Source organism: Cellulomonas fengjieae (assembly GCF_018388465.1).
GTDB classification, from domain to species: domain Bacteria; phylum Actinomycetota; class Actinomycetes; order Actinomycetales; family Cellulomonadaceae; genus Cellulomonas; species Cellulomonas fengjieae.
Genome location: NZ_CP074404.1, coordinates 629,597 through 645,082 on the forward strand (window position 1 = coordinate 629,597; position 15,486 = coordinate 645,082).

Annotated in this window: 15 protein-coding genes and 1 tRNA gene; 13 read left to right on the forward strand and 3 right to left on the reverse strand. The window is 73.6% G+C overall.

The genetic code is table 11. From position 1 onward, the window contains the following. Positions 1 to 56: 56 nt before the first annotated feature. The 6 genes from rsmA (at position 57) to KG102_RS02980 (ending at position 5,439) form a co-directional block, all read left to right on the forward strand. Positions 57 to 995: a 16S rRNA (adenine(1518)-N(6)/adenine(1519)-N(6))-dimethyltransferase RsmA gene (gene rsmA, locus KG102_RS02955; protein ID WP_208209963.1), complete on the forward strand. Its 939-nt coding sequence runs from the start codon at positions 57 to 59 to the stop codon at positions 993 to 995. After that, positions 992 to 1,930: a 4-(cytidine 5'-diphospho)-2-C-methyl-D-erythritol kinase gene (locus KG102_RS02960; RefSeq protein WP_208290529.1), complete on the forward strand. Its 939-nt coding sequence runs from the start codon at positions 992 to 994 to the stop codon at positions 1,928 to 1,930. The genes rsmA and KG102_RS02960 overlap by 4 nt, the downstream gene beginning before the upstream one ends. A gap of 49 nt (positions 1,931 to 1,979) precedes the next feature. After that, positions 1,980 to 2,315 (forward strand): ArsR/SmtB family transcription factor, encoded by a 336-nt coding sequence (locus KG102_RS02965; protein WP_208209958.1) that lies wholly within the window; start codon positions 1,980 to 1,982, stop codon positions 2,313 to 2,315. Positions 2,316 to 2,317: 2 nt separating this feature from the next. Further along, entirely contained in the window at positions 2,318 to 2,791 is a 474-nt protein-coding gene (locus tag KG102_RS02970) for an SRPBCC family protein (RefSeq protein ID WP_208209957.1), read from the forward strand. A 54-nt stretch (positions 2,792 to 2,845) separates the two neighbouring features. Beyond that, positions 2,846 to 3,565, forward strand: coding sequence for a hypothetical protein (locus KG102_RS02975; protein WP_208290528.1), 720 nt, complete (start codon positions 2,846 to 2,848; stop codon positions 3,563 to 3,565). A gap of 65 nt (positions 3,566 to 3,630) precedes the next feature. Next, complete coding sequence (locus tag KG102_RS02980; protein WP_208290527.1) at positions 3,631 to 5,439, forward strand: ABC-F family ATP-binding cassette domain-containing protein; 1,809 nt, start codon at positions 3,631 to 3,633, stop codon at positions 5,437 to 5,439. Between the two features lie 32 nt (positions 5,440 to 5,471). On the opposite strand, the gene KG102_RS02985 is transcribed toward KG102_RS02980, so the two are convergent. Genes KG102_RS02985 through KG102_RS02995 form a run of 3 tightly spaced genes read right to left on the reverse strand, consistent with a single transcriptional unit; the run spans position 5,472 to position 7,821 of the window. Then, positions 5,472 to 6,647 carry an MFS transporter gene (locus KG102_RS02985; protein WP_208209954.1) on the reverse strand — a complete coding sequence of 392 codons (1,176 nt, stop codon included), beginning with the start codon at positions 6,645 to 6,647 and terminating at the stop codon, positions 5,472 to 5,474. Positions 6,648 to 6,651: 4 nt separating this feature from the next. After that, positions 6,652 to 7,176 carry a MarR family winged helix-turn-helix transcriptional regulator gene (locus tag KG102_RS02990; protein ID WP_208209953.1) on the reverse strand — a complete coding sequence of 175 codons (525 nt, stop codon included), beginning with the start codon at positions 7,174 to 7,176 and terminating at the stop codon, positions 6,652 to 6,654. A 48-nt stretch (positions 7,177 to 7,224) separates the two neighbouring features. Beyond that, positions 7,225 to 7,821, reverse strand: coding sequence for a TetR/AcrR family transcriptional regulator (locus tag KG102_RS02995; RefSeq protein ID WP_208210957.1), 597 nt, complete (start codon positions 7,819 to 7,821; stop codon positions 7,225 to 7,227). Positions 7,822 to 7,938: 117 nt separating this feature from the next. Here KG102_RS02995 and KG102_RS03000 point away from each other — a divergent pair. From KG102_RS03000 to KG102_RS03030, 7 genes are all read left to right on the forward strand, one after another. Next, positions 7,939 to 8,010: transfer RNA gene (locus tag KG102_RS03000), tRNA-Gln, on the forward strand. Positions 8,011 to 8,245: 235 nt separating this feature from the next. Beyond that, positions 8,246 to 9,799, forward strand: coding sequence for a bifunctional UDP-N-acetylglucosamine diphosphorylase/glucosamine-1-phosphate N-acetyltransferase GlmU (glmU, locus tag KG102_RS03005; RefSeq protein ID WP_243885161.1), 1,554 nt, complete (start codon positions 8,246 to 8,248; stop codon positions 9,797 to 9,799). Next, complete coding sequence (locus tag KG102_RS03010) at positions 9,796 to 10,779, forward strand: ribose-phosphate diphosphokinase (RefSeq protein ID WP_208209951.1); 984 nt, start codon at positions 9,796 to 9,798, stop codon at positions 10,777 to 10,779. The genes glmU and KG102_RS03010 overlap by 4 nt, the downstream gene beginning before the upstream one ends. 109 nt (positions 10,780 to 10,888) lie before the next feature. Further along, positions 10,889 to 12,133, forward strand: a complete 1,245-nt coding sequence (locus KG102_RS03015; protein ID WP_208290525.1) for an acyltransferase family protein — start codon at positions 10,889 to 10,891, stop codon at positions 12,131 to 12,133. Positions 12,134 to 12,402: 269 nt separating this feature from the next. Beyond that, positions 12,403 to 13,026 carry a 50S ribosomal protein L25/general stress protein Ctc gene (locus KG102_RS03020; RefSeq protein WP_208209949.1) on the forward strand — a complete coding sequence of 208 codons (624 nt, stop codon included), beginning with the start codon at positions 12,403 to 12,405 and terminating at the stop codon, positions 13,024 to 13,026. Between the two features lie 91 nt (positions 13,027 to 13,117). Continuing rightward, positions 13,118 to 13,738, forward strand: a complete 621-nt coding sequence (pth, locus tag KG102_RS03025; protein ID WP_208209948.1) for an aminoacyl-tRNA hydrolase — start codon at positions 13,118 to 13,120, stop codon at positions 13,736 to 13,738. 151 nt (positions 13,739 to 13,889) lie between these two features. Beyond that, positions 13,890 to 15,419 carry a sugar transferase gene (locus tag KG102_RS03030; protein WP_208290524.1) on the forward strand — a complete coding sequence of 510 codons (1,530 nt, stop codon included), beginning with the start codon at positions 13,890 to 13,892 and terminating at the stop codon, positions 15,417 to 15,419. Positions 15,420 to 15,486 lie beyond the last annotated feature (67 nt).

Genomic DNA, 15,486 nt, shown 5'->3' on the forward strand with positions numbered 1-15,486 from the left:
CCCCCGCCCGGTCGTCCTGGGCGGGGGTTCTGTCGTGCTCGCCTAGGCTCGTGCGCATGCCCACCACCACCACGCTGCTCGGACCTGCGGAGATCCGCCGGCTCGCCGAGCGCGCGGGCGTCCGCCCGACCAAGCAGCTCGGGCAGAACTTCGTGCTCGACGGCGGCACGGTCCGCAAGATCGTGCGCCAGGCCGACGTCGGCGAGGGAGATCGCGTGGTCGAGGTCGGCCCGGGTCTCGGGTCGCTCACGCTCGGGCTGCTCGAGGCGGGTGCCGACGTGGTCGCCGTCGAGATCGACCCGACGCTCGCGCGGCTGCTGCCCGACACGGTCGTCCGGCACGTCCCCGGGCTGACGGTCCACGCGGGTGCGGACGACGAGCCCGTGGTCCTCCGCGACGAGGCCGGCCGCGACCGGCTGACGATCGTGCTCGCCGACGCGCTCGACGTGCACGCGCTGCCCGGCCCCCCGCCCGTCGCGCTCGTCGCCAACCTGCCCTACAACGTCTCCGTGCCGGTGCTGCTCACGTTCCTCGAGCGCTTCGACTCCCTCGAGCGCGTGCTCGTCATGGTGCAGGCGGAGGTGGCCGACCGGCTCGCCGCACCCCCGGGCAGCCGCACCTACGGGGTGCCGTCCGCCAAGGCGGCCTGGTACGCCTCGGCCCGCCGCACGGCGACCGTCGGCCGATCCGTCTTCTGGCCGGCGCCCAACGTCGACTCGGCGCTGGTCCGGTTCGACCGCCGCGAGCCGCCCGTGACCGACGCGCCCCGCGAGGCCGTCTTCGCGGTGGTGGACGCCGCGTTCGCGCAGCGCCGCAAGATGCTGCGGTCCGCGCTGTCCAGCCTGGCCGGGTCGGCGGATGCCGCCGTCGCCGCGCTCGAGGCGGCCGGGGTGGACCCGCAGGCCCGGGGCGAGCGGGTGGACATCGCGGAGTTCGCGCGCATCGCCGAGCACCTCGGGCCCGTGCGCGGCCGACCTGGCACAGTGGAGCCGTGACGCTGACCCCCGTGGCCCCGCTGCCCGAGCGCGAGGTCAGGGTCCGTGCGCCCGGCAAGGTCAACCTGTCGCTGCGGGTCGGCCCCCGCGAGGACGACGGGTACCACGCCGTCTCGACCGTGTTCCAGGCCGTCTCGGTGTTCGAGGAGGTCGTGGCGACGGCCGCGGACCGCCGCGTGCTCACGGTGAGCGGCCCGCAGGCCGAGCTGGTCCCGACCGACGACACCAACCTCGCGCTGCGTGCGGCGTCGCTGCTGGCCGAGCGGGCCGGCATCGACGACGGCGTGCACCTGCACCTGCACAAGGGGGTGCCGGTCGCCGGGGGCATGGCCGGTGGCTCCGCGGACGCGGCCGCCGCGCTGGTGGCGTGCGACGCCCTGTGGAGCACCGGGCTGAGCCGGGAGGACCTGTTGCAGCTCGCGGCCGAGCTGGGCTCCGACGTCCCGTTCTCGCTGGCGGGGCACACCGCGGTGGGCTCCGGACGCGGGCACCTGCTCACGCCCGCGCTGAGCCGGGGCGAGTTCCACTGGGCGTTCGCGGTCCAGGACCGAGGGCTGTCGACCGCCGCGGTCTACGCCGCGTTCGACGAGCTGCACGGCTCGGCACTGATCCCGAGCCAGGACGACGACGTCCCGCTGATGCAGGCCCTGCGTGCGGGAGATCCCCGAGCGCTCGGCGCGGCGCTGCACAACGACCTGCAGATGGCGGCGCTCGAGCTCGACCCCGGCCTGGCGGAGCCGCTCGCGGTCGCGCAGGACGCAGGCGCCCTCGGCGTGGTCGTGTCCGGCTCCGGCCCCACGGTCGCGGCCCTCGGGCGCAGCCGTCAGCACGCGCTGGTGCTCGCCGCCGCGTTCACCGCGGCGGGCGTCGCCGACCGCGTCCTGACCGCCGCGGGACCCGTGGCGGGCGCCCGCGTGGTCAGCTCCGCCGACTGACGTCCCGGTGTCCCTTGACATTCCGGACGACTCGGCAATACTTAAGCACATGCTTAACGATGGCGAGCTGGACAAGGTCTTCAAGGCCCTGTCCGACGCGACCCGCCGCGCCATGGTCGAACGGCTGGTGCGCGGTCCGGTCTCGGTCAGCGGGCTCGCCGCACCGTTCGCGATGTCCCTACCCGCGATCCACCAGCACCTCGCGGTGCTCGAGGACGCCGGCATCGTCACCTCGCACAAGATCGGCCGGGTCCGCACGGTCCAGCTCGCCCCCGGCGCCCTCGCCGGCGCGGGGGAGTGGATGGGCCGCCAGCGGCTCCCCGCCGAGCGCCGGCTCGACCGGCTCGGCGACCACCTCAGCAGCACCGACCCGACAGGAGCATGACCATGTCCACGGAGACCACCAGCACCCCCACCGCCACGCACGCGACCTTCGTCGTCGAGCGCACCTTCGACGCCGGCCTGGACCGGGTGTGGGACGCGTTCGCCGTCCCCGAGCAGCACGCGCAGTGGTTCGGCGCGGACCCCGGCTTCGAGGAGACCGAGGCGTCCGAGGACTTCCGCGTCGGCGGGCAGGCCGTGCAGGACGGCCAGTGGCACGACGGGCCCACCAGCCGGTACGTCGCCACGTACACCGACATCGTCGAGCGGCGGCGGATCGTGTCCACCTACGACATGTGGGTGGGTGGCGAGCACCTGTCGACGTCGCTGTCCACCGTCGAGCTCGACGCCGTCGACGGCGGGACCCGCGTGACGTACACCGAGCAGGGCGTCTTCCTGGACGGCACCGAGGACGGCGGCCAGCGGCAGGCCGGCTTCCAGGGCATCTTCGACGCGCTGGCGGCCTACCTGGCCCGGTGAACGCGACCTGCCGGAGGGTGGTGCCGCGGCTCCACCACCGGCAGGATGCGCCCCATGCGCACCACGACGCGGATCCTGGTCACCGGCATGTGCGTGGTCGCCCTCGCGGGCTGCGCCTCGGCAGAGCCGCCCGCGCAGGAACCGGGCTCGACGGTCACCGACCCCTCGCCCACCGCGTCGCCCTCGCCGTCCGCCTCGCCCTCGACCCCGGCCCCGGTGGCCGACGTCCCGCCCGAGGTGATGCTGCCCGCGACCGCCTGGGAGAACCTCGGCCCGGACGCCGCGCGGGAGGAGTCGGCGGGTGTGCTCGAGTGGCGCGTCCCGGAGGCCTGCGCCGCCGGGAGCCCGGCCACCGCCGTGGCGATGCGCACCGTCCAGACGGGTACCGGCGAGGTCGAGTCGCCCTTCGGCGTGCACCAGGTCGCCGTGCTGGCCGACGCCGACGCCGCCGTGGCCGAGATGGACCGGCTGGCTGCCGCGCTGGCGGGGTGCACGCCCACCCCACCCGGTGACCCGACGGTGTATGTCGCGGAGCCGCTGGCCGTCGGCGCACAGGGGATCGGGCTCGCCACCGTCTACTACCCGCCGCCCGAGGGGAGCTCGATCGACGACGCGATGGGCACCTACCTCACCGTCACGCGCCGGGGGAACGCCGTCTCGCTCGTGGGGCTGCACAGCGGCGAGGGCCGGGTCGGGGTCGCCCGGCAGACCGTCGTGCCGGGTGCCCAGGCCGCGTGGGAGCTGCTGTGCTCCTACGACTCCGCGGGCTGCTGACGCCCGACCGTCGGCCCGGCCGTGGGCACGTAGCGGTGCGCGGGGGCGGGTAACCTTCACAGGACATGGCTCACCTACTCGGCGCGGATCGCGTCACGCTGGCGCTGGGTACGCGCACCCTTCTTGACGAGGTCTCGCTCGGGCTGGACGACGGCCAGCGGATCGGCGTCGTCGGCCCCAACGGCGCCGGCAAGTCCACCCTGCTGCGCGTCCTGTCCGGCCTGCAGGAGCCCGACGACGGCCGCGTCACGCGGCTCAGCGGCGTGCGCGTGGCCGTGCTCGACCAGCGCGACGACCTGCTGCCGGGCAGCACCGTCCTCGACGTCGTGCACGGGTCCGCCGACGAGCACGCCTGGGCCAGCGACTCCCGCATCCGCTCGGTGCACGCCGGGCTGCTGGCGGACGTGGCGCTGGACGCCGACGTCGCGAGCCTCTCCGGCGGCCAGCGCCGCCGGGTCGCCCTGGCCGCGCTGCTGGTCCGTGACGACGAGGTGCTCGTCCTCGACGAGCCGACCAACCACCTCGACGTCGAGGGGGTGGCGTGGCTCGCCGCCCACCTGGTCGAGCGGTACACGCGCTCGAACGGTGCCCTCGTGGTCGTCACGCACGACCGCTGGTTCCTCGACGCGGTCTGCACCCGGACGTGGGAGGTGCACGACGGGACGGTCGACCAGTACGACGGCGGGTACGCCGCCTACGTGCTGGCGCGCGCCGAGCGGGCACGCACGGCGTCGACCACCGAGGAGAAGCGGCAGAACCTGCTGCGCAAGGAGCTCGCCTGGCTGCGCCGCGGCGCACCGGCCCGCACCTCCAAGCCGAAGTTCCGCATCGACGCGGCCAACGCGCTGATCGAGAACGAGCCGCCGCCGCGCGACCAGCTGAGCCTGACCCGGATGGCGACCGCCCGGCTGGGCAAGGACGTGCTCGACATCGAGGACGCCTCGGTGGTCTACGGCGACCGGGTGCTCCTGCACGACATCACGTGGCGGCTGGGTCCGGGCGACCGGATCGGCCTGGTCGGGGTCAACGGCGCGGGCAAGACCACGCTGCTGCGGCTGCTGTCCGGGCGGCAGCAGCCGACGACAGGCCGGGTCAAGCGCGGCAAGACGGTGCAGGTGGCCGAGCTGACCCAGGACGTCGAGGACCTGGACGAGCTGGCCGACCTGCGGGTGATCGAGGTGATCGAGAGCGAGAAGCGCTCGGTCGTCGTCGACGGCAAGGAGCTGACCGCGGCCCAGCTGGTCGAGCGCCTCGGGTTCGACCGCGAGCGCTCCCGCACGCCGGTGCGCGACCTGTCCGGTGGCGAGCGCCGCCGGCTGCAGCTGCTGCGCCTGCTCGTCGGCGAGCCCAACGTGCTGCTGCTCGACGAGCCGACCAACGACCTGGACACCGACACCCTGGCCGCGCTCGAGGACCTGCTCGACGGCTGGCCGGGGACGCTGATCGTCGTCTCGCACGACCGGTACCTGCTCGAGCGCGTGTGCGACACCCAGATGGCGCTGCTGGGCGACGGCCTGCTCCGCCAGCTGCCCGGCGGCGTCGAGCAGTACCTGGACCTGCGGCGGACCGCGCTCGTCGGCGGCGGGACCGCGACGGCCGCGTCACCGCTGAGCGCCCAGGCGCGGACCGACCCGCCGGCCGCGGCGACCGAGGTGTCCGCCGCCGACCTGCGCACCGCGCGCAAGGAGATCGCCCGGATCGAGCGCCGGCTGTCGCGGATCGCGGACCAGGAGGCGGTCCTGCACCAGCGCATGTCCGAGCAGGCGACCGACCACCAGGCCGTGACCGCGCTCGACGCGGAGCTGCGGGCGCTCGCCGCCGAGAAGGACGAGCTCGAGGCCGCCTGGCTGGAGGCCGCCGAGATCGTCGGCTGACGGACGGTGGCCCGGGTGCGGCACCGGGCTCGTCAGGCCTCGCGGCGCATGCTGCGCAGGCCGAGCGCCGACGCGACCCCCATGGTCACCAGCGCACCCAGCTCGACGAGCAGGGGCGCGGTCCACCCGCCGCTGGAAGTGTGCACGGCACCGAGGACGCTCGGGCCGAGCGCGGCGCAGCTGTAGCCGACGGTCTGCACGGTCGCCGACATCCGGCGCGCGGCGGCGGGGGAGCCGGCGGTCGACGCGATCACCGTGAAGATGACGGCGAAGTTCCCGCCCTGCGCGACGCCCGCGAACGTGCACCACAGGGCCCACCACGACGGGGCCAGCAGCAGACCCACGGGGAGCGTCAGCCACCCGAGCACGATCACGGCGGAGACGGCAGCGACGGGCGCGCGCCGACCCAGGGCGACGGGCACAGCGATCCCGCCGAGCATCCCGAACAGCTGGAAGAAGGCCGCGGCGCCACCGGACGCGGCCCGCTCGAGCCCGAGCGTGTCCTGCAGCACCGACGGGAGCCAGGCGCTGATCGCGAAGTAGCTGAACGACTGCCCCGCGAACGCGACGGCCAGGAACCACGTGACCGGCCTGCGCCACACCGCGGGGGCCGCGGATGCGGCCACCACGACGACCGGCTCGGGGCGCCCGACCGGGAACGCGCGCTGCCAGGCCACGAGCGCCACCACGGCGAGCAGACCCCACGACGCGAGCGCCCACCGCCAGCCGACGAGGTCGGCGAGGGGCGCGGTCAGGGTGGTGGTCAGCACGCTGCCGCCGTTGAGCGCCGCGGTGTACAGGCCGGTGACGCGCGGCACGTGCCCCGGGAAGTCGCGGCTGATCACCACGGGGACGGCGACGTTGCCCGCGGTGATGGCGACCCCGATGAGCACCGTGCCCACCAGGGCGGTGCCGAAGCCGTCGGAGACCCGGAGCACCGTGCCGACCAGGATCGTGACCAGCGAGGCGGCGACGACACGCCCGGTGCCGAGGCGGCCCAGCAGCACCGCCATGAGGGGTGTGGCCAGCGCGAAGCACAGGACGGGGATCCCGGTGAGCAGGCCCACACCCGCGGCGGTCAGGCCGAGGCCCGTGCGGACGTCGTCCACCACGGGGGCGAGCGCGGTGATCGGCGCGCGCAGGTTGAGCGCGTACAGCAGGACGGCGGCGAGCAGCACGCCGCGGGCGGCGGACCGTGCGGCGGTCATGCCCTCACGACGCGTCGAAGGGCGCGGTCACCTCGCGCAGCAGATCGGCCAACCGGTCGCGGTCGGCCTCGTCGAGGTCGCCCAGCAGGCCACGCTCGACGTCCAGCAGGTCGGCGAAGGCGGCGTCCACCCGGGCCAGTCCTGCCGGCGTGAGCTGGACCAGGACGCCGCGACGGTCGTCCGGGGCGGGCATCCGCTCGACCAGCCCGTGCTCCGCCAGCCGGTCGATGCGGTTGGTCATGGTGCCGCTGGTCACCAGCGTCTGCGTGAGCAGCGCACCGGGTGAGAGCCGGTACGGCGCACCGGCGCGGCGCAGCGCGGACAGCACGTCGAACTCCCACGTCTCGAGGTCGTGCCGCGCGAACGCCGAGCGGCGCGCCAGGTCGAGGTGCCGGGCCAGCCGGCTGACGCGGGACAGGACCGTCAGGGGGCGGACGTCCAGGTCCGGCCGCTCGCGCTCCCAGGCGAGGACGATGCGATCGACCTCGTCGCGGGACCCCGGGGCGTCCGGGGACGTGCCTGCCACCATGCTCAGGAGATTACTCGACGTCAACAGAGATCCCGGCGAGGACGTCCGTCAGCTGCGCGTCAGCGTGGGCCTGCGCTCGAGCGCCGACAGCCCGTTCCAGGCGAGGTTGACCAGGTGCGCCGCGACCACGTTCTTGCTCGGGCTGCGCGCGTCGAGCCACCACTGACCCGTCAGGGCGACCATGCCGACGAGCATCTGGGCGTAGATCGGCGCGGTCTTGGGGTCCTGCCCCTGCTTCTTGAACTCGTCCGCCAGCAGGTGCTCGACCTGCGAGGCCACGTCCCCGATCAGGCTGGAGAACGTTCCGGTCGCCTGCGCGACGGGGGAGTCGCGGACCAGGATCCGGAAGCCGTCCTCGGACGTCTCGATGTACCCGAGGAGCGCCAGCGCGGTCCGCTCGACGAGCGCCTTCGGGTGGCCCCCGACCTCGAGCGCGCTGGTCAGCGCGCCGGTCAGGGCCTGGACCTCGCGGTCGACGACGACCGCGTAGATGCCTTCCTTGCCGCCGAAGTGCTCGTAGACGACGGGCTTGGAGACCTCGGCGCGGGCGGCGATCTCCTCGATGCTCGTGCCGTCGAAACCCTTCTCCGCGAACAGGCGCCGTGACACGTCCACCAGCTGCGCGCGCCGCTGCGCCCCTGTCATGCGGGCGCGGGGCATGCGCTTGTTGTCGGTGGCCACGCGCCCATCATGCCGTGACTGGTCCGCGGAGCCCGGCAGAACCCTGGCAGAATTGGCGACCGCGACGTGTGGGGGCGTCGGTCCGCCCTGGTGTAACGGCAGCACGCCGGCCTTTGGAGCCGTGCAGTCCAGGTTCGAATCCTGGGGGCGGAGCATCCCGGCCAGTGGCCCTGGCGCCGCGGAGCCCGGGCCTCCTGGGCGCACGGCTTCCCCCTGACGACCCGGACGCGGCCTGACCCGGCCTGAGGGGTCCGTGCGCGGCGGTAGAGTGCACGGTGCGCACGAGATTCACCGCCCGATCTCCGGGCAGATCCGCGAGGAGCACCCCCAGGTGACGTTCCCCCGCCCAGCCGCCGTCGTCATCCTCGCCGCAGGTGAAGGAACCCGGATGCGCTCGGCGACTCCCAAGGTCCTGCACACCCTGGCCGGCCGCAGCATGCTCGGTCACGCACTGGCCACCGCCCGCGGGCTCGATCCCGGCCGTGTGCTGGTCGTCGTCCGGCACGAGCGTGACCAGGTCGCGGCCCACGTGGCCGAGGTCGACCCGCACGCGCTGCTGGCCGACCAGGACGACATCCCCGGCACGGGCCGTGCGGTCCAGGTCGCGATGACGGCGCTCGACGCCGCCGCCCAGGCCGCCGCGGCGGCGGACACGACCGTCGGGTCGGCCACGCACGCCCAGGTCCAGGGGGCCGTCGTCGTCATCGCCGGCGACGTCCCGCTGCTCGACGCGGGCACGCTGCAGGAGCTGCTCGAGGCCCACCACGCGGACGGCAACGCCGTGACGGTGCTCACCACCCAGGTGGCGGACCCCACGGGGTACGGCCGCATCCTGCGCGAGCCCGGCACGGGTGACGTCCTCGGCATCGTCGAGGAGAAGGACGCCGACGACGCCCAGCGCGCGATCACCGAGATCAACTCCTCGATCTACGTCTTCGACGCCACGGTGCTGCGCTCGGCGCTGGGCCGGCTGGGCCGCGACAACGCCCAGGGCGAGGTCTACCTGACCGACGTGCTGGCGATCGCGCGGGCCGACGGCGGTCACGTGCGGGCGCTGCAGACCGACGACCCGGTGCTGGTCGAGGGTGTCAACGACCGCGTCCAGCTGTCGGTGCTGCGCGCGGAGATGAACCGCCGCATCCTCGAGGGCTGGATGCGCGAGGGCGTGACGGTCGTCGACCCGGCAAGCACGTGGGTCGACGTGGACGTCGAGCTCGAGCGCGACGTCACGATCCTGCCGGGCACGCAGCTGCACGGCGCCACCGTCGTCCGCGAGGGTGCGACGGTCGGCCCCGACACCACGCTGACCGACGTCGAGGTCGGCGAGCGGGCGAGCGTCGTGCGGACGCACGGGTCGCTGGCGGTGATTGGACCGGATGCTCGGGTCGGCCCGTTCGCGTACCTGCGTCCCGGGACCGTGCTGGGGGAGAGCGGCAGGATCGGCACGTTCGTGGAGACCAAGAACGCGCAGATCGGTACCGGCTCCAAGATCCCGCACCTGTCCTACGTGGGAGACGCGACCATCGGCGAGTACACGAACATCGGCGCCGCGTCGGTGACCGTCAACTACGACGGCGTCAACAAGCACCACACCACCATCGGCTCGCACGCCCGCACGGGGGCCGACAACATGTTCGTCGCGCCGGTCACCATCGGTGACGGCGCGTACACGGGGGCCGGCAGCGTGATCCGTCGCGACGTGCCCTCCGGGGCGCTCGGCGTCAGCGCCGGTGCCCAGCGCAACATCGAGGGCTGGGTCCTGCGCGCACGCGCCGGGACCCCGGCCGCCGCGGCCGTCGCCCGGCCGTCGGTCGACGACGAGCTCTCCCCCCAGGCCCGTGCCGAGCGCGGACGCGCCACGGCCGCCGCCGCCGACGTACCACCGACCCCGCCGCCTGCCCTGCCGGACTCCGGCTCGACCGCGAAGGACTCCGCACGATGACCGGGATCATCTCCTCGGACGGCGAGAAGCGTCTCGTGCTCCTCACGGGACGGGCACACCCCGACCTGGCCACCAGTGTCGCGACCCACCTCGGGATCGACCTGCTGCCGACCACCACCTACGAGTTCGCGAACGGGGAGATCTACACCCGGTTCGGGGAGTCCGTGCGCGGCGCCGACACGTTCGTGCTGCAGTCGCACTCGTCGCCGATCAACACGTGGATCATGGAGCAGCTGCTCATGGTCGACGCGCTCAAGCGGGCGTCGGCCAAGACGATCACCGTGGTGGCGCCGTTCTACGGCTACGCGCGTCAGGACAAGAAGCACCGCGGCCGCGAGCCGATCTCCGCGCGGCTCATGGCGGACCTCTTCCGGACCGCCGGCGCCGACCGCCTGATGAGCGTCGACCTGCACGCCGCGCAGATCCAGGGCTTCTTCGACGGCCCCGTGGACCACCTGTGGGCCATGCCGATCCTCACGGAGTACGTGCGCAGCCGCGTCGACACCTCCAACGTCACGGTCGTCTCGCCCGACGCCGGGCGCATCCGCGTGGCCGAGCAGTGGGCCGCCAAGCTGGGCGGCGGACCGCTGGCGTTCGTGCACAAGACGCGCGACATCCGCAGCCCCAACAAGACGGTCGCCAACCGCGTGGTCGGTGACGTCGAGGGCCGCAGCTGCGTGCTCGTCGACGACCTCATCGACACCGCCGGGACGATCACCGGCGCGGTGCGCGTGCTCATGGAGGCCGGCGCCAAGGACGTCATCGTCGCCGCGACGCACGGGGTGCTCTCGGACCCCGCCGTCGACCGCCTGCAGAACTGCGGTGCGCGCGAGGTCGTCATCACGGACACGCTGCCCATCGCCGAGGACCGCCGCTTCCCGCAGCTGACGGTGCTGTCGATCGCACCCCTCATCGCGCGGGCCATCCGCGAGGTGTTCGACGACGGCTCGGTGACGTCGCTCTTCGACGGCCAGGCCTGAGCACCCGGACCGTGCGGCGGGGGCCGCACGGGTGACACACGTCCGGATCGTGCGTTTCTGACCGGTTTCATCCTTGACCGGCCGGTCGTCGAGCCGTCGATGATGCGCCATGAAGAACGAGCCGCGGCGATTCGAGTCGCTCGACGGCCTTCGCGGCCTGGCCGCGCTGAGCGTCGTGGCCTACCACGCGATGCTCGCCGTCCCGGCCTTCGCGGCGTTCTACGTGGCAGACGAGACCTCGCCGCCCTCGACTGTCCAGTGGTGGTTCGCGGAGGGGCCGTTGCGCCTGCTCGTCCCGGGCCACGAGGCCGTCCTCGTATTCTTCGCGCTCAGCGGTTTCGTCCTCACGCTGCCGCTGCTGCGGGGTGCGACGACCCTGCGGCACTGGGCGGTGTACTACCCGCGCCGGCTCCTGCGCCTCTACCTGCCGGTGTGGGGGTCGATCGCCGTCGCCGTCGCGCTCGCCCTGCTGGTGCCGCGCGACTCGTCGGCGGACAGCGCCTGGCTCCAGGACCATGCGGACCCGACGGTGCAGAGCACCGTCAGGACGAGCTACCTGCTGCTGGGCACGTCCAGCGTCAACTCGCCGCTGTGGTCGCTCACGTGGGAGGTGTGGTTCTCGCTGCTGCTACCGGTGCTCTGGTTCCTGATCAGGCTGGTCCGCGCGGACCGCTGGTGGCTCCCCGCGATGGCGCTCCTGGTCGCGATCTCGTGCGTCTCGCTCGTCCCCGGGGTCCGCAGCGCGCTGCCGGCCTCCGGGCTCACGGGTGGGCTGCTCGAGTACCTGCCGGTGTTCGGCCTGGGGATGCTCCTCGCGATGAGACTCGACGCCATCAGGGCCTGGGGCGCCCGCGTCCGGTCGTGGTGGCCGTACGTCCTCGGGGCCGCGTTCCTTCTGTGGGTGCCCGGTCTGGGGCCCCGCTTCCCGGACCTCGCACCCGTGTGGCTCGCATGCTCGCTCGTGGGCGTCGTGCTCGTGATGGCCGTCGCGCTGGAGTCGCCACCGGTCCACGCTCTGTTGACCACCCGGTCGCTGGGCTGGGCCGGGTCCCGGTCGTTCAGCATCTACCTGACGCACGAGCCGCTGATCGTCGCGGCGGCGCTGCTGCTCGCGGTGGATGGCTGGCTGCCGTGGATGCTCGTGCTCGTCCCGGTGGTCGCCGTCGTCCTGCTCGTCGGTGAGGGCTTCTACCGCGTGGTCGAGCGTCCCGCGCACCTGGCGTCCCAGGCGACGGGTCGTGCCCTGTCCCGGCGGCTCGGGCTGACACCCCCCGCGGGCACGGCGGCGCCGACGGCCGGCGCGGTGCTCGCGGCCGCCCCGTCGGGCGCAGCTGCGCCGGGACGCGAGCCGTAGGCGGACGGATCTCGAAGTTGGGGCGGGCCACCCGTCTCAGGTAGTCTCTTCAGGTTGCCTCGGCGAGGGACGAAGGACGGTCGGCAAAGTCTGACGACCACCTGCGCTCCGTGATCGACTGGGCGAGCGCCTCCGCGTGCCCGTCCTGCGTCCCGCGTCGAGGCCACCACCACTGTCGAACCTGCGTCGCCCGGCGTCCGCCGCGCACGCCACGCCATCACACCGTCACGTCGGCGACACTGCGCCGACGTCAGCACTGGGGAGTACACGTGTCCGAGATCAAGCTGGTCGCCACCACCCGCACCGAGTTCGGCAAGGGCGCGGCCCGTCGGCTGCGCCGCGCGCACCAGGTTCCGGCCGTCCTGTACGGGCACGGCTCCGACCCGCTGCACGTCGCGCTCCCGGGCCACGAGACGATGCTCGCGGTCAAGCAGGCCAACGCGCTGTTCGCCGTCGAGCTCGACGGCAAGACCACACTGGCCATCACCAAGGACGTCCAGCGCGACGTCGTGAAGAACACGATCGAGCACGTGGACCTGCTCATCGTGACGAAGGGCGAGAAGGTCGCCGTCGACGTCCAGGTCCACGTCGTGGGCGAGTCCTACCCCGGCACGATCCACGTCTTCGAGACGCAGGCGCTGTCGCTCGAGGTGGAGGCCACGCACATCCCCACCGAGGTCCAGGTCTCGATCGAGGGCCTGACCGGTGGTGCCACCATCACCGCCGGCGAGATCCCCCTGCCCGAGGGTGCCACCCTGCTCAGCGACCCGGACCTCACGGTCATCGCGATCAGCGTCCCGCACGCCTCGGCCGAGGACGTCGCGGCCGACGAGGCTGCCGCGGACCTGGCTGCGTCGCAGTCGGCCGCGTCCGCCGCTGCAGCCGAGGCCTGAGCCGCCCAGTAGTCCCGCGACGCCCGGTACCGTTCCTGACGGTGCCGGGCGTCGTCGTGCCCGCCCCGAACCCGCACGAGGAGACCCACCGATGAGCGACGGACCCTGGCTGGTCGTCGGCCTCGGCAACCCCGGACCGCAGTACGCGGGCAACCGGCACAACGTCGGGCAGATGGTGCTCGACGAGCTCGCGCGGCGCACCGGCGTGACGTTCGGCGCGCGCGCGTCGGGCCTGCTGTCGCGCCGGCCGCAGGCCGCCGTCGCGGAGGCCAGGCTCGGGGTGCTGCCCGGTGGCGCCCCGGGGCCGCGCGTGGTGCTCGCCAAGCCGACCACCTACATGAACGTCTCGGGCGGGCCCGTCGCGGCGCTCGCCAAGTACTACGACGTGCCGCTCGAGCGCACGGTGCTGGTGCACGACGAGCTCGACATCCCTTTCGCGGACGTCCGCCTCAAGCGCGGCGGCGGCGAGGGCGGCCACAACGGCCTCCGGGACACGAGCAAGGCGCTGGGCTCCAAGGACTACCTGCGCGTGCGGGTCGGCGTCGGGCGGCCTCCCGGGCGCATGGACCCCGCCGACTACGTGCTCCGGGACTTCGCGAAGAGCGAGCTGAAGGACCTCCCGTGGCTGGTCGACGCGGCCGCCGACGCCGTCGAGCTGCTGATCACCCAGGGGCTCGAGGCCGCGCAGCTGAAGTTCCACACCAAGGCCTGACCAGGCCGTCCGGGGCCGTTCACCGGCCCTTCACCCCTTGGTGGGTGAATCGCCACGAAAAGGGGTGAAATCGGACAGAAGGTGCCCTTACGGTCGAAATCCGCCTATAGCCTCCGTTAGTCACGACGATCGTGTCGAACGGGGGAGCAAGATGACACTGACCGCCGACCGCGGTGCCGACTGGTCCGGAGAGTCGTTCGAGCGCAGACGCGCCTCGACGCAGCCGCGCAGGTCATGGGCGTCGCGCCAGCCGTTCGAGCGTCGCCGCACCCCGCTGAACGCGGACCCGTCGCTGCGCGCGCTCGCCTGGCGCTCGGTCGGTCCCCGGTACGCCGTGGCGACCGCCGGGCTCGACGCGTTCGTCGCGACCGGCGTCGGCGCCGCGCTGCTCGCACCCCACTACTCGTTGGCCCTCGCCGCCGCGCTGGCGGCAGGCGGTGCCGCCGTGTTCGTCGCCTCGGTCGCTCTCGGGCAGGGCTATCGCCGTGAGCTCCTGGGTGACGGACCCCGCGAGTTCCAGTCGGTCCTGCGCTCGTCCGTCGCGCTCGCGATCCTCCTGATGGTCCTCGGCTTCCTGCTGGGTGTCGACGTGCCGCGCGAGCTCGTGCTCGTCGGCGTGCCGGCCCTCGCCGGCCTCGCGTGCCTGGCCCGTCACCTGCACCGGCGGCGGCTGCACGGCATCCGCCGCGACGGGTCCGCGATGATGAGCACGATCCTCGTCGGCGACGAGGGCTCCGCCCGCCGCGTGATCGCCGACCTCGCCCGGGCCGCCCACCACGGGTACCGGGTGGACGGCGTGTGCCTGCCCGACCTGTCCGCGGGGGTCGCGATCGACGGCGTCCCGGTGGTCGGCGGGACCGCGGACGTCGTCCAGGTCGTCGCCGACCGGGCCGCCGAGGTCGTCATCGTCACGGGGTCCACCCTCAGCGGGGACGCCCTGCGCCGGCTGTCCTGGGCCCTCGGCCGGGCCGGTGCGCACATGGTCGTCGCGCCCGACATCGTGGAGGTCTCCGGACCGCGCCTCACCGTGCGTCCGACGGCGGGGCTGTCCCTGCTCGAGGTGGAGGTGGACTCGCCACGACGGCGGCTGGTCGCCAAGTCGGTGATCGACATGACGCTCGCGACCCTCGGGCTGCTGGCCGTGCTGCCGGTCCTGCTCGGCGCCGCGCTCGCCATCCGCCTCACCTCGGCCGGCCCGGCGTTCTTCCGCCAGACCCGCGTCGGCGTGGACGGTGCCCCCTTCACCATCTGGAAGCTCCGGACCATGTACGTCGACGCCGACGCCCGCCGGGACGCGCTGCTCGCGCAGAGCGAGGGCAACGGCGTGCTGTTCAAGATGCGCAGGGACCCGCGCGTCACCACGGTCGGCCGCGTGCTGCGCAAGTACTCGCTCGACGAGCTCCCGCAGCTCTGGAACGTGGTGCGCGGCGACATGTCGCTCGTCGGACCGCGGCCGCCGCTCGAGTCCGAGGTCCGGCAGTACGAGGACGAGGTGCACCGCCGTCTGCGGGTCAAGCCGGGCCTCACCGGTCTGTGGCAGGTCAGCGGACGCTCCGACCTCGACTGGGACGAGTCCGTGCGGCTCGACCTGCGCTACGTCGACAACTGGTCGGTGGCCATGGACCTGATGATCCTGTGGAAGACCGGGCGCGCCGTGCTCGGCGGTTCCGGCGCGTACTGAGCGTCGCCGAGAGGCGCACCCGTCGGCACCGGCCGGCCGACAGCAGACCCCGATGCGTGGACAAGGA